Below are 13,483 nucleotides of genomic sequence, written 5' to 3'. Positions count from 1 at the left end.
GCCACCCGGGGGGCCCGCGCCCGCGGGGCCGAGCAGGCGAGCGCGGCGGCGCGCCGGGTGCGCCGCCGCGAGCTGTTCCGCACGGCCGCGGCGGACGTGATCGCAAGCGCGCGGCTGGCCGACAGGGCGGTACGGCCCACGGTTAACTGGCCGCCGCCCGGCGACGACAACGCCCCGGCCACCCCGCCGACGCCACCCGCCCCGCGCGGCGCGCGACCCGCGGCCGGCTCCCCCGACGCGGTGCGCGACTTCGAGCCCCACCTCCCGGCCCGCCCCTCGAACCGTACGGCCCTGCCCGAGCAGCCCGCGAGCCCGGGAGCGCTGGTCGACATGGTCGGCGACGCCGTCTCCGACATCACCGCCGCGACCCTGGCGGGCGCGCTGCGTGCCGCCGTCCGCGACACCTGGGGCGATGAGCTGCCAACGCGTTTCGCGGTGATCGGTCTGGGCCGGTTCGGCGGCCATGAGCTGAGCTACGGCTCGGACGCGGACGTCCTCTTCGTCCACGAGCCCCGCGAGGGCGCCGACGAACACGAAGCCTCCCGCGCCGCGTTCACGGTGGCCAACGAGATGCGGCGGCTCCTCCAGCCCGCCACCGTGGACCCGCCCCTGCTCATCGACGCCGATCTGCGCCCCGAGGGCAAGTCCGGTCCGCTGGTGCGCTCCCTCGCCTCGTACGCCGCCTACTACCGCCGCTGGTCGCTGGTCTGGGAGAGCCAGGCGCTGCTGCGCGCCGAGCCGGTCGCGGGCGACCCCGACCTCGGCGCACGCTTCATCGAACTGATCGACCCGTTGCGGTATCCGGCCGAGGGGCTGGACGAGGACGCGATCCGCGAGATCCGGCGGCTCAAGGCCCGGATGGAGTCCGAGCGGCTGCCCCGCGGCGCCGACCGCGCCACCCACACCAAGCTGGGCCGCGGCGGGCTCAGCGACGTGGAGTGGACGGTGCAGCTCCTACAGATGTGCAACGGCGCGGCGGAACCGGGACTGCGCACCACCCGCACCCGCCGGGCCCTGGCCGCCGCGCACGACGCCGGTCTGATCGGCGGCGACGACGTCCAGACCCTGGACAGGGCGTGGGTGCTGGCGACCCGGGTGCGCAACACGGTGATGCTGGTGCGCGGCCGCCCGGGCGACACCTTCCCCACAGACTCCCGCGAACTGGCCGCGGTCGCCCACCATCTGGGCTACGCCCCGGGCCATGTGGGCGAGATGCTGGACGACTACCGCCGCACGACCCGCCGCGCCCGCGCCGTGACGGAACGCCTCTTCTACGGCTACGAGAGCTGACCGCCTCGCGCTCGACGCGGACGCGTATGTCCGCTCCGCTTTCGGACGGCGCAGTGTCTGGTACCGCCGGGTCCTGCGGCTGGCGGACACCGAGCTGGAGGCGGCCGGGGTCCGGCTGTCCGTCACCTTCCAGCCGGTGGACGACCCCGGGCTCGTCCGGCGCGTCTCCGGTGCCTACCGGGCCACGTACGGGCGGAGCCGGCCCGGCCCCGTGGAGTCGATGAACGGGCACGAGGCCGCGGCCACCACCATGCGGCTAACGAATGTCGGGCAGCTCTCGCAGTTGCCTGCGTGAGGTGAGCCCGAGCTTGCGGAAGATGTTGCGCAGGTGCGCGTCGACCGTCCGCGGGCTGAGGAACAGCTTCGCCGCCACCTCCTTGGAGGTGGCGCCGTCGGCGACCAGGCCTGCGATGTGCACCTCCTGCATCGTCAGCTGGTCCGACGCCTTCGATGTGCGGCTGCGGGCCTTCTCACCCGTGGCGCGCAACTCGCCCGCGGCGCGCTCGGCGAACGCCTCCACACCGAGGTCGGACAGCGACTCGTGCGCCAGTCGCAGCGCGGACCGGGCGTCACGCCGTCGGCCCCGACGGCGCAGCCACTCCCCGTACAGCAGATGTGCCCGGGCGCGGTAGACGACCAGTGCGCCGTCGTCCAGCAGGTCGATCGCCTCCTGGTAGGCGGACTCGTCCTCGGTCACCAGGGCCCGAGCACAGGCCTCGACACCAAGACCCCACGGCTGCCGGCCCGCCTGCGTGCGCTCGCGGAGAGCCGCGAGGGCCTCGGCGGCGACCTCCGTCTCGCCGCACCGGGTGGCCGCCTCGACCAGCTCGGGCAGGGCGAGGCCGGCCGTGCTGACGGCGCCGTACTCGACCGCCTGCTTCGCCGCCCTCAGCGCGGCCGGGTAGTCGGCCAGGCCGTTGCTGAGCACGGCCGTCGCCCACTGCACGCTGAGGGTCATTCGGTGATCCACCGACGCGAACAGTTCGACGGCGTCCTCGCGCCGCCCGCGCAGCGCGGCCAGGTGGAGGCGGGGATAGACCAGCGGTGCCGCGCCGGTGGCGTCGGCGATCGCCTCCTGCTCGGAGATCAGCTCCATCGCGGCACCGAAGTCGCCGGTGTGCACGGTCGCGGTGGCCTTCATGGACAGTCCGATGGGCAGCGCGTGGAAGGAGCCCGCCACCCGGCCGGCCGTGACGGCACGGGCGGCGATGGAGCGCATGGCGTCGAAGTTCCACAGCTCGATGGCCAGCATGAAGCCCAGTGACGGCCGGCGGGCCCACACCTCGTCGTCGACATCGCCGACGACCGGCCCGAGGATCTTCCCCGCCGCCGGATGCCCCTCGCTCACCAGGCTGATCAGACCGGCCAGGACCGCCGCCGCGCCGGATTCCGGCCGCTGGAGGGACGGCGGGGCCTTCCCGGCGGCCTCCACCACGTGGTCGAGGCCGCCGAGCAGCAGGCCCATCTCGATGGCGTCCAGATAGCACTCCCGTGACCAGGCGGGGTCGGTGGTGGCCAGCCGAGCGGCGGCACGCAGGAGGTACGCCGTGGGGCCCTCGTCCCCCCGGCGGCGGACGAACGACAGCCTGCCGCGGAGCAGGTCGGCCCTGGCCGCCTGACCCGGATCGTCGGTCGCCACGGTGGTGAGCAGGTCGGCCGCCGTGTCGAAGTCACCCACCGAGAGCTTGGCCCGGACCGCGGCGAGGACCCGCTCGGCGCGTCGGCGCGGGCTGATCGTGAGCGCGGCCGAGCGTTCGAGGAAGGCCGCCGCCGCCGCGACACCGCCACGTTCCTGGGCGCGGGTGGCGGAGGCCTCGAGCTCGGCGGCGACCTGCTCATCCGGGCCGGCACTGGCCTGGGCACGGTGCCAGGCCCGCCGGTCGGGGTCGGTGACCGGGTCGGTCACGGCGGCCAGCGCCTCGTGCGCCCTGCGCCGCTCCTCCGGCCCCGCGGCGCGGTAGGCCGCCGAGCGGGCGAGGGGGTGGCTGAACCGGATCCGGGTGCCGAACTCGACCAGGGGGACGGACTCCGCGGCGGCGGTCGCGTCGATGCCCAGGAACTCGGCCGCACGCCACAGCAGGCCGGGGTCGCCGATCGGATCGGCGGCCGCGATGGTCACCAGCAGCCGGGCCGACGGCGGCAGGGGTTCCAGCCGGGACCGGAAGCTCTGCTCGATCACGCCGGGTACCGAGTCGGGCTGGGCGAATCCGCCCGCCATCCCGGCGAGTCCGGCGGTCCGGGGGAGCTCCACCAGCGCGAGGGGGTTGCCGCGCGCCTCGGCCAGGATGCGGTCGCGCACCCGCTCGTCCAACGGGGCGCGGATCGCCGCGGTCAGCAGCGCGCGGGCATCCGATTCGCCAAGGCCCCGAAGCGAGTGGCCGGGCAGCCCGTCCAGCTCGTGCGGGGGGCCCGGCTCGCGCGCCGCGAACACCAGGGCGATCGACTCGGCCGAGACCCGGCGGGCCAGGAAGGCCAGCGCCTTGGCCGACGCCTGGTCCAGCCACTGTGCGTCGTCGACGACGCACAGCAGCGGGCGTTCCCGCACGGTCTCCACCAGGAGGCCGAGCGACGCGACGCCGACCAGGAACGGATCGGGTGTGCCGGTGTCGAGGCCGAAAGCGATCTCCAGCGCCTTGCGGTGCGGGGCGGGCAACGCCATCAGCCGGCCGGTGACGGGCGCGAGCAACTGGTGCAGCGCGGCGAACGGCAGCTCCATCTCGAACTCCGCGCCGGACGCCCGCATGACGAGGAATCCGGTCGCGGCCCCGTCCAGATTCCGCAGCAGCGCGCTCTTGCCGATGCCCGGCTCACCGCGCAGGACCAGGGCGCCGCCCCGGCCCTCCCGCGCCGCTCGGAGCAGGCCGTCGAGCCGGCGTATTTCGTCCTGACGGCCGATCAGCACATCCGTGTATGTCCCGGGCATGTCCGAAAACCTATGTGGTCGTGCGCCGCGGGGGAATCAGGGAAGACCCCAGTCACGTGAGGTCTCCCGCGAGGAGTCGTACAGGCGATCCCTGTCGTGCAGGCGGTCCTCATCGTGCAGGCGGTCCCTGTCGTATGGGCGAATGACCGTCGTATAGGCGATGATCACCGACGCGAGCGGTGGACGCCAGCTGTGAGTGTCGAGCCATGACCCGCACCGCACCGCAACGGACCACCACCGGCTGGATACCGCTGGCGGTTTTGGCCACGGCCCAGTTCCTGGTCGTGCTGAGCACTTCGATCGTGAACGTCGCACTGCCCCAGATCCGGGCGGGGCTCGATCTGTCGGATACGGGCCAGGCGTGGACGGTCAACGCCTACGTACTGGTCTTCGGCGCGCTGCTGCTGCCGGGCGGGCGCGCGGGCGACGTCTACGGCCTCCGTCGTGTTTTTCTGCTCGGCATCGGCCTGTTCGCCCTTTCCTCCCTGGGCGCGGCACTGGCCCCCACCACGATCGTGCTGATCGCCTGCCGGGCGGCGCAGGGAATCGGCGCCGCGCTGCTGGCGCCCACTGCGCTGGCGCTCGTGCTGACGCGCTATTCCGACAAGCGGCGGCGTGGCACCGCGCTCGGAGTGTGGGGCGCGGTCTCCGGGGCCGGCGGGGCGGCGGGCGTACTGCTGAGCGGGCTGCTCACCAGCCTGTACGGCTGGCGTGCGCTGTTCGTCGTGATGGTGCCCCTCGCTCTGGCCGTCCTGGTGGCCGCCCGGTTGCTGGTCGGGGCCGACCGGCCACGCGGCGGGTCCCTGGACGCACCGGGCGCGGTGACGGTGACGGCGGGGCTGGTCGCGCTCACCTACGGCCTGTCAGGGCCCTGGCCGCTCGCCGCGATCGGTCTGGCGCTGCTCGGCCTGTTCGCAGTGCTCCAGCGCCGCGCCGCCGACCCGCTGCTGCCCGCGCGCATGAGCGTGGTGGCGGTGCCCAACGTGCTGATGGCCCTGCTGGGCGCGGTCTGGCTGGGCCTGTTCTACTTCCTGCCGCTCTACCAGCAGCGCACCCTCGGCTACTCCCCCTTGGAGGCCGGGCTGACCCAGCTACCCCTCGCCCTCGTGATCACCCTCTCGTCGTGGGCCACCGGCAAGGTCTCCGGCCGTCATGTGCTCCCCGTGGGCCTGCTGGTCCTCGCGGCCGGACTGGCCTGGCTGTCCCGGACCCCGGCCGACGGCACCTTCGCTGTGGACCTGCTCGGCCCGACGCTCCTGATCGGCCTCGGGCTGGGGCCGGCCTTCGTCCGGCTCACCGCGCTGTCCTCCACGGGCGTCCCGGCCGCCGACAACGGCCTGGCCGGGGGGCTGGTCAACGCCACCCGGCAGATCGGCGGCGCCATCGGCCTGTCCTTCCTGACCCTGCTCCCCTCCTTCGGCGCGGCCTTCCTGGCCTGCGCCGCCCTGACCCTGCTCATCTCGGCTCTCTCGACACGAAAGGCATGACCATGACCCTCGACAAGCCGTACATCAGCGGCCACTTCACCCCCGTCACCGATGAGATCACCGGCCGCGAGCTGAAAGTGCGCGGCACCCTCCCACCCGAGCTGAACGGCCGCTACTTCCGCAACGGTCACAACCCCAAGCCGGGCATCACCCCCACCCACTGGTTCCGCGGCGAAGGCATGATCCACGGCGTCCGCCTCGCGGGCGGCCGGGCCGAGTGGTACCGCAACCGCTGGGTGCGCACCCCCTTCCTGGACGGCGTGCCGTTCACCGGAACCGAGCTCGAAGTCAGCGCCGCCGCTACCAACATCATCTTCCACGGGGGCCGCTACCTGGCCCTGCAAGAGGCCAACCTGCCCTGGGAGGTCAGCGCCGACCTCGACACGATCGGCGTCCACGACTTCGGTGGAAAACTCACCAGCGCGATGACCGCCCACCCCAAGGAGGACCCGGAGACCGGCGAGCTGCACTTCTTCAGCTACAGCCCGTTTCCGCCGTACCTGACCTACTACGTGGCCGACGCCTCCGGCGACATCGTCACGTCGCAGGTCATCGACGGCTCCGGCCCGTCGCTCATGCACGACTTCGCCATCACCCGCGAACACGTCGTCTTCATCGACTCGCCAGTGGTCTTCGACCACGACGAGCACTCCGGCATCCCCTACCGCTGGCACGACGACGTCCCGCTGCGCATCGGTGTGATGCCGCGCGCCGGGGGCAGGACCAGCTGGTTCGAGGCGCCCGACCAGGCGGCGCTGTTGCACGTCGCAGGCGCCTACACCGACGCGCAGGGCAGGATCGTCCTCGAAGCACCGCGCTTCGACCGTTCCGCCTGGGAGAACTCGTGGAAGTGGTGGGTCGGCGCTCCCGGCTACGGCACCAGCCCCGACGCCGGTTCGACCTTCCACCGGTGGATCATCGACCCGGCCACGGGCAAGGTCACCACGGAGTCGCTCAACGACCTGGCCACCGAGTTCCCGTCGATCAACGACGCCCACACCGGTTCTGCCTACCGCTACAGCTACGCCATCGCCTTCCCCGGCGCGGGCCTTTCGGGCTACCACACCGTCAAGTTCGACACGCTGACCGGCCAGGAGAAGCTCCTCGCGCACGGCGGGGGCCGGATGCCCGGAGAGGCCGTCTTCGCGCCCGCCGAGGGCGGGACCGCCGAGGACGACGGCTACCTGCTCACCATCGTCAGCGACCTCACGGCCGACGCCTCGGAGCTGCTCGTCCTGGACGCGAGCGACCTGAGCACCGTGGCCGCCGTCGAACTCCCCCGCAGGGTGCCCGCCGGAATCCACGGCCACTGGATCCCCGACTCCGGACTGCCCGCCTGACCCACCCCCGGCCACCCGGTCCGCCGCCGACTCCCCCGCGGCGGCCCGGCCCCCCGACACCGAGGAACCGCCATGACCTACCCCACGACCATCGACGAGTACGCCCCCATCGTCGCCGGCCACACCATCCGGATCGCCGCGCCTCTCGAGCGGGTCTGGCAGCTGCACACCAGGATCGGCTCCTGGCCCGACTGGCAGCCCGCCATCACCGAGGCCCGGCTCGACGGCCCCATCGCCCCCGGCACCACCTTCCACTGGCTGACCGCGGGCATGTCCATCAACTCCACCATCTACGCGGTCGACGCCCCGCACCGCATCCTGTGGGGCGGCCTCGCGCACGGCATCACCGGCCTGCACGAGTGGACCTTCACCGAGGACGGCGACGTCGTCGTGGTCCGCACCCGGGAGTCCTGGGCGGGCACGCCGGTCGACGCCGACCGGGACAACCTCGCCGCCGTGCTGGACGACTCGCTCAGCGCCTGGCTCGACGCGCTGAAGAAGACGGCGGAGTAGTGTCCGAACCCGCAGCCGCGGGACCGGCCTCGGGGCTGTCGATCTTTTCGGTGAGGCGGTCCAGGCGCCCGTACAGTGCGCGGACCAGCCGGGCGCGGCCTGGACACAGCGCGCGGTGCCCTTCAGCGCTCTGGACAGGCGGCGGGAGTCCTCGAGGACGTCCTCGGCGAACACCCGGGCCGGATGGTCCGCGGGCAACTGGTCGGCGGTGCGGCGGACGTCGGCGGCCACCGCGCGGGCGGCGACAAGGTCCCGGTCGAGGGGGCGTTCCGCCTCGAGACGGCCCCGGGGGTCGTGCAGGATCGGGTGGGTGCTGGTCATCGGGCCTCGCCGCCGGGTACGCCGAGTGGCCGCCGCGGCCGTCCGGAGGGGTGCCGCGGGGCGAGCGAACACGAGAGTGCCGGACGAGCGGAGGGCATCGAGTGCGGTGGTGGACGACTGGCGACGCCTCGGGACGTCTCAGGCCGTGACCTGCGGAGAGGCAGTCGGCGGGGATCCTTCCCGCCGACGGAATGCCCGGTGACCCAGCAGGAGCAAGACGCGCTCCACGACCCTGCTGCGGCGAGCCCTCTCCCGTGAGTCGTGATCACGAGTAGGTTCACTCCAGTGCCAGCGCCGCCAGCACCGTGGCGGCCAGTGCCCCACGTGTGACCATGCCCGACACCGAGGTGTGCTCCGAGCGGGCGTGTGCGCCCGAGCCCACCGCGCCGATACCGTCCAGGACCGGCGTGCCCTCGGCCACGACGAAGTTGCCGTCGCTGGCGCCGCCGACCGACGCCTCGGGCAGGTCGAGTCCGAGCAGCGCGGCGCACCGGCGTGCCAGGTCGGCGAGCGCGGCGACGCCTTCGGTCCGTTCGAAGACAGGGCGGTTCCAGCCCCCGGTGACCTCCACGCGGGTCCGCGGGTCGACGGGACGCAGAGCGGCGAGGGCCGCTCCGACGCGTTTCTGTTCGGCGGCGGTGGCGACGCGGACGTCGATGCGGCCGACGGCGTGCCCCGCCGTGACGTTGCTGCGGGTGCCTCCCGCCACCACGCCCACGTTCAGCGATGTGCCCGCGTCCGGGGAGCGCAGGTCCGCCAGGCGCAGGATCTGGTGGGCGAGTTCGTCCACGGCGCTGGCTCCGGCGGTCGGGTCCAGTCCGGCGTGGGCCTCGCTGCCGGTGACCGTGACGGTGAACAGTCCGACGCCCTTGCGGGCGGTCTTGATCGCGCCGTCGGCGGCGGCCTCGAAGACCATGGCGAGCCTGCTGTCGCGTGCCTCCTCCACGATGGCGTCGCGGGAGGCGAGGCTGCCGGTCTCCTCGTCGCCGTTCAGCATCACGGTGCAGGCCGGGCGGGGCAGGCCGAGTGCGTCGAGGGCGCGCAGTGCCCAGACCGCCTGGACGAGGCCGGCCTTCATGTCGAAGACGCCGGGTCCGCTGATGCGGTCGCCGTCCCGCTGGAAGGGCCAGGTGTCGAGGGTGCCGGTCGGCCATACGGTGTCGTAGTGCCCGAGGAGCAGTACCGGGCGGTTGTCCGGGGTGGTGGTGTCCCGGGCGGAGTAGCGGCGGACGAGGATGTCTCCGGTCTCCTCGCGCGCGAGGGTCTCCTCGGCGTCCGGTGCGCCGAGGCGCCGGTCGAGCCAGTCGCGCAGCCAGCCGAGGCAGGTGTCCAGTGCGTCCAGGTCGTCGCTGGCGCTGCCCTGGGAGGTGTAGGCGGCGAGGTCGGCGACCATGTCCTCGCGGTGGGTGTCGAGCCATCGCCGGACCGCTTCGGCCTGTGCGGAGTCGAGGGGAAGCGAGGGTGCGGGGGCCTGGGCCAGGCGGTCCAGTTCCTCCAGCCGTGACTCCGACATGTCGTGTGCGGCGCCCTCCAGTTGGCGAAGGCCGTTCACGACCGTGCGCAACAGGGTCGTGGGCAGGCCTTCGCGTGCCGCGTGGTGGAAGACGTCGGTGTAGTGGGTGGGGGCTTCGACGGGCCGGTGGCGTACGGCGAGGTCGCGCCAGATACCGCTGCGGTCCTTCGTCTGGGTGCGCAGCCATGCGGTGAGGCGGTCGAAGGCGGCGCTCCGGGCAGCGGGGTCCGCACCCGGCCGGAAGGCGTGCGGCTCGAAGGCGTCGAACGCCTCCAGGGTGACGCCGAGGCGGTCGGACACGGCGAAGATCTCGCCCGTCAGGGCGGCCATGGCGGGGCGGTGCCGGTCGATGAGGTCGGCCATGGGGGCGTCCGCGAGGGCGGTGGCGGCGAGCATGGCGCCGAACCCGGCCTTGGCCCACAGATATCCCTCGACGTTGTCACTGGCCACGGCCGGGCCCCAGCCGCGCAGGTCGGCCACCAGGTCCCGGACCCTCGGGCTGACCGGCGCGCCGTCGGGCTCGCCGATGACGAGGGCTCCGGCGCCGCCGTCCTGGATGACGCCCGGTTCGATGACGTCGGCGAAGATGTTCACGAAGGCCGCGACGGTGCGGGCGGCACCCACGCGCTGGGCGATCAAAGGCTCGTTGAAGCCGTTCTGGAGGGAGACGACGTAGCCGTCCGGGGCCAGCCGGGGCGCGATCCAGTCGAGCGCGGTAGCGGTGGCCTGTGCCTTCACGGCCAGCAGTACGCGGCCGAGGGGTCCGGCGAACTCGTCCGGGGTCGTCGCGGTGACCGGCACGCTTTTCCGGGTGCCGCCGCGCGCGACGACGAGTCCGTGGGCCCGGATGGCGTCCACGTGGGCGTGGTCGGCGTCGACGACGGTGACGGGGTGGCCGGCGCGGGCGAGGGCGAAGGCGAGGGTGCCGCCGATCGCTCCCGCGCCGACGACGGTGTATCCGGGCTTCTCCGGGTGGGTGTCGTTCACCGGGTGTGTCCTTCCGTGGTCGCGGCCGCCGGCACGGGGCCGGACAAGGTGGCGCGGGTGTCGTCGGGCTGCCAGATCCGGGGCAGGTGAAGGGCGCCCGTGCTGGATCCGCCGTCCACCCGCAGGACCTCGCCGGTGATCCAGGAGGCGTCGGGGCCGGCGAGCCAGCGCACCGCCCGCGCGATGTCCCGCGGCGTTCCCGGGCGGCCCAGTGGGTTGGTGCCGATGGCCGCGGCGTACTGGGCGGAGACGGGGTTGCAGTCGCTGGCCACCGGGACGAAGCCGGGGCTGACCGCGTTGACGCGGATGCCGTGCGCGCCGAGTTCCAGGGCGGCGGCGCGGGTGGCCATCTCCAGGGCGGCCTTCGAGCTGGCGTAGGGGCCTCCGCCGGGGCGGGCGCGCTGCGCGGAACCCGAGGAGATGTTGATGACCGAGCCGGGGCGTCCGTCCCCGGTGGCGAGCCGGGCGAAGGCGGCGGTCGCCAGGACCGGGGCGCGCAGGTTGACGGCGAACAGCCGGTCCCAGGCCGCCGCGTCCACGTCGGCCATGTCGAGCGAGGGGTAGACGCCCGCCGCGTTGACGAGGATGTCCACCGGGCCGTGCTCCGCCCAGGCGGCCTCGACGACGGCGGTCGGCGCGTCGGGGTCGGTCAGGTCCGCGGCCCGTGTCGCGGTGGGGGTGCCCAGACGTGCCCCGGTCCGCCGGAGCGCGGCGGGGTCGCGGTCGACGAGGGTGAGGAACGCGCCCTGGGCGGCGAACTCCTCGGCGATCGCCCCGCCGATGCCGCCCGCGGCGCCGGTGACGAGGATGTGGGCCATCAGCTGAACTCCTTGTCCTTGGTCTCCGGCATCGTGAGGTAGACCACGAGGGAGATCAGTGAGGCCACCGAGACGTAGACCCACAGCAGGTCGCTGTGGCCGCTCTCGTGCAACCAGGTCGTCAGATAGGGCGCCGTGCCGCCGAAGATCGCGACTGCCAGGGCGTACGGCAGGGCGATGCCGGTGGCGCGCACCTCCGGCGGGAACTGCTCGGCCATGATGACGGCGCAGTTGGCGGAGTAGCCGAGGATCAGCAGCATGCCGATGAGCTGCACCAGGAACAGGCTGAGGAAGCTGTCGCCGAGCAGGTGCAGCAGGGGCCAGGCGAGGACGACGAAGCCGCCCGCGAACGCCGCCATGGTCGGCTTGCGTCCGACGCGGTCCGAGACCACGCCCATGAGGGGCAGCGCGATGACGAAGACGACCAGACAGAGGGTCTGTGACAGCAGCGCGGTCTTCAGCGGGATACCGGTGGTCAGATTCGCGTACGTGGGAAGGTAGTTGACCCAGATGTAATAGGTGAGGGTGCCCGCCACGGTGATGCCGGCGACGCGCAGGGCGGCCGCGGGGTGCTCCACGAACATGGCCTTGACGGGATTGGTGCGGGTCCGTCCGGCGTCCTGGACCTGGGCGAAGGATTCGGTGTCCGCCACGGAGATCCGCAGCCACAGGCCGACCAGTCCGAGCAGACCGCCGAGGATGAACGCGACGCGCCAGCCCCAGGAGTGCAGGGCGTCGTCGCTCAGTGTCGAGGTAGCGAGCGTCCCCAGGAGGGAGGCGACGAGCACGCCGCCCGCGACCGACACCTGCTGCCAGGACCCGGCGAAGGCGCGCCTGCCGCGAGCCGCCGACTCGACGAGGAACGCGGAGGAGGAGCCGAATTCGCCACCGGCGGAGAAGCCCTGCACCAGCCGGGAGAGCAGCAGGATCAGCGGCGAGACGAGGCCGATGCTGTCGTAGGACGGGGTGATCGCGATGACGAAGCCGGCGCCCGCCATCAGGCCAACCGTGAGGGTCATGCCCTTCTTGCGTCCGTGGCGGTCGGCGTAGGCGCCGAGCACGGCGGCGCCGACCGGCCGCATCACGAACCCGACGGCGAAGACGGCGAGCGTGGACAGCAGGGCCACCGCGCCGTCGCTCTTGGCGAAGAACTCATCAGCGATGATCTTGGCGAAGATGGAGTACAGCGCCCAGTCGACCCATTCGACGGTGTTGCCTATGGTGCCGGCGACGATGGCCTTGCGCTGGGCGCGGCTGAGCCGGAGCGTGGTGGGGGCGGCGCCGTCCTCGCGCAGCGGGCCGGCGGGCGTGGCGGATCCGGTGTTCATGGTGTGTGCTCCGGGGTGTCGGCGGCGGAACCGGCCGCGGTCCGGCCGTGCAGCACACCGCGGGCCACGTCGGCGAGCTGGGCGTGCGTCGCGTACCAGACGCCGGGGTGAGCGGCGATGTGGTCGAGGAGTTCCCGCAGCGCCACCAGGCGCGAGCGGTGACCGATGACATGCGGGTGCAGGGTGAGCTGGAAGACGCCGCCGTCGCGGTACGCGGCGTCGAACTCGTCGGTCCAGATCTCCCGTACGTCGCGCGGGCGGCTGTGCGGTCGTACGGACCCGTAGCGGTCCATCGTGAAGTACGGGGCGTCGTCCCGGATCCAGTCGACGGGGATCTCCACCAGGCCGGTGGGGCGGCCCTCGCTGACGATCTCGTAGGGCTCGTCGTCGGCCATGAGCGAGGAGTCGTAGGCGAAGCCCAGCTCGAGCATGATGTCGAGGGTCGAGTCCGAGAAGTCCCAGGACGGGGTGCGGATGCCGACGGGGCGCCGCCCGGTCAGCGTGGTGAGGGTCTCGAGGGCGCGCGCCGTGAGTTCCTTCTCGTCCTCGCGGCCCAGCAGCGTGTTGCGCTCGTGGATCCATCCGTGGACGGCCAGTTCATGCCCGTCACGGGTGTAGGCGCGGGCCTCCTCGGGGTGGACGAGGGCGGAGACGGCCGGCATGAAGAAGGTCGCCGGGACGCCGTAGCGGGCCAGCAGGTCCAGGATCCGTGGCGCGCCGGCGCGGGCGCCGTACTCGCCCTGGGCGAGTCGGCCGGGGCTGGTCTCGCCGTCGCGCAGCGGGATCGTCTCGTGGTCGGAGTCGAAGGAGAGGGCGACCGCGACCCGGGCGCCGCCGGGCCAGCGGTCGGGGACCAGCCGCCGCCCGGCGCGGACCGCGTCGATACGGCCGCGCCAGGTGTGCTCGGGCCAGCGCCAGCTCTCCGAGGGCAGGCCGAAGTCGTCTGTGGGCATGGTGGTCTCC

The 13,483-nt window shown here is 73.1% G+C and carries 9 protein-coding genes and 1 pseudogene; 5 read left to right on the top strand and 5 right to left on the bottom strand.

Features of this window, described 5'->3' with window-relative positions:
* Positions 1 to 1,290 (top strand): [protein-PII] uridylyltransferase family protein (locus ABD329_RS33820; protein ID WP_486388705.1); only part of this gene is annotated, 1,290 nt, incomplete at its 5' end.
* A gap of 22 nt (positions 1,291 to 1,312) precedes the next feature.
* Positions 1,313 to 1,585 (top strand): annotated as a pseudogene (locus ABD329_RS48360) (DUF2255 family protein); the annotation flags it as partial.
* On the opposite strand, the gene ABD329_RS33815 reads toward ABD329_RS48360, so the two are convergent.
* Positions 1,547 to 4,213 carry a helix-turn-helix transcriptional regulator gene (locus tag ABD329_RS33815; protein ID WP_198280217.1) on the bottom strand — a complete coding sequence of 889 codons (2,667 nt, stop codon included), beginning with the start codon at positions 4,211 to 4,213 and terminating at the stop codon, positions 1,547 to 1,549. The pseudogene ABD329_RS48360 and the gene ABD329_RS33815 overlap by 39 nt on opposite strands.
* Before the next feature lie 206 nt (positions 4,214 to 4,419).
* Here ABD329_RS33815 and ABD329_RS33810 point away from each other — a divergent pair, with 206 nt between their 5' ends.
* The 3 genes from ABD329_RS33810 to ABD329_RS33800 all read left to right on the top strand — a co-directional run bounded on the left by ABD329_RS33810 (position 4,420) and on the right by ABD329_RS33800 (position 7,553).
* Positions 4,420 to 5,700, top strand: coding sequence for an MFS transporter (locus ABD329_RS33810; RefSeq protein ID WP_198280218.1), 1,281 nt, complete (start codon positions 4,420 to 4,422; stop codon positions 5,698 to 5,700).
* Positions 5,697 to 7,040, top strand: coding sequence for a carotenoid oxygenase family protein (locus ABD329_RS33805; protein WP_306420183.1), 1,344 nt, complete (start codon positions 5,697 to 5,699; stop codon positions 7,038 to 7,040). Before ABD329_RS33810 ends, ABD329_RS33805 begins: the two co-directional genes overlap by 4 nt.
* A 72-nt stretch (positions 7,041 to 7,112) precedes the next feature.
* Positions 7,113 to 7,553, top strand: coding sequence for an SRPBCC family protein (locus tag ABD329_RS33800; protein ID WP_198275898.1), 441 nt, complete (start codon positions 7,113 to 7,115; stop codon positions 7,551 to 7,553).
* Positions 7,554 to 8,151: 598 nt separating this feature from the next.
* On the opposite strand, the gene ABD329_RS33795 is transcribed toward ABD329_RS33800, so the two are convergent.
* The 4 genes from ABD329_RS33795 to ABD329_RS33780 are packed head-to-tail and all read right to left on the bottom strand — an operon-like array spanning position 8,152 to position 13,473.
* Positions 8,152 to 10,374, bottom strand: a complete 2,223-nt coding sequence (locus ABD329_RS33795; RefSeq protein WP_198275899.1) for a M20/M25/M40 family metallo-hydrolase — start codon at positions 10,372 to 10,374, stop codon at positions 8,152 to 8,154.
* Complete coding sequence (locus tag ABD329_RS33790) at positions 10,371 to 11,192, bottom strand: SDR family NAD(P)-dependent oxidoreductase (RefSeq protein WP_198275900.1); 822 nt, start codon at positions 11,190 to 11,192, stop codon at positions 10,371 to 10,373. Before ABD329_RS33790 ends, ABD329_RS33795 begins: the two co-directional genes overlap by 4 nt.
* On the bottom strand, positions 11,192 to 12,520 hold the full coding sequence (locus ABD329_RS33785; protein WP_198275901.1) for an MFS transporter: 1,329 nt from the start codon (positions 12,518 to 12,520) through the stop codon (positions 11,192 to 11,194). The genes ABD329_RS33790 and ABD329_RS33785 overlap by 1 nt, the downstream gene beginning before the upstream one ends.
* Positions 12,517 to 13,473 carry a polysaccharide deacetylase family protein gene (locus ABD329_RS33780; RefSeq protein WP_198275902.1) on the bottom strand — a complete coding sequence of 319 codons (957 nt, stop codon included), beginning with the start codon at positions 13,471 to 13,473 and terminating at the stop codon, positions 12,517 to 12,519. Before ABD329_RS33780 ends, ABD329_RS33785 begins: the two co-directional genes overlap by 4 nt.
* Between the last annotated feature and the right edge of the window lie 10 nt (positions 13,474 to 13,483).

This window comes from Streptomyces javensis (assembly GCF_039525925.1).
In the GTDB taxonomy this organism is placed as follows: Bacteria; Actinomycetota; Actinomycetes; order Streptomycetales; family Streptomycetaceae; genus Streptomyces; species Streptomyces asiaticus.
The sequence above is the reverse complement of the archived record's forward strand: the minus strand, read 5'-3'. Positions and strand labels throughout refer to the sequence as shown.

Coding starts and splice junctions, on each gene's coding strand:
- ABD329_RS33790 (WP_198275900.1), bottom strand. CDS start 11,192: ATGGCCCACATCCTCGTCACCGGCGCCGCGGGCGGCATCGGCGGGGCG.
- ABD329_RS33785 (WP_198275901.1), bottom strand. CDS start 12,520: ATGAACACCGGATCCGCCACGCCCGCCGGCCCGCTGCGCGAGGACGGC.
- ABD329_RS33815 (WP_198280217.1), bottom strand. CDS start 4,213: ATGCCCGGGACATACACGGATGTGCTGATCGGCCGTCAGGACGAAATA.
- ABD329_RS33805 (WP_306420183.1), top strand. CDS start 5,697: ATGACCATGACCCTCGACAAGCCGTACATCAGCGGCCACTTCACCCCC.
- ABD329_RS33810 (WP_198280218.1), top strand. CDS start 4,420: ATGACCCGCACCGCACCGCAACGGACCACCACCGGCTGGATACCGCTG.
- ABD329_RS33780 (WP_198275902.1), bottom strand. CDS start 13,473: ATGCCCACAGACGACTTCGGCCTGCCCTCGGAGAGCTGGCGCTGGCCC.
- ABD329_RS33800 (WP_198275898.1), top strand. CDS start 7,113: ATGACCTACCCCACGACCATCGACGAGTACGCCCCCATCGTCGCCGGC.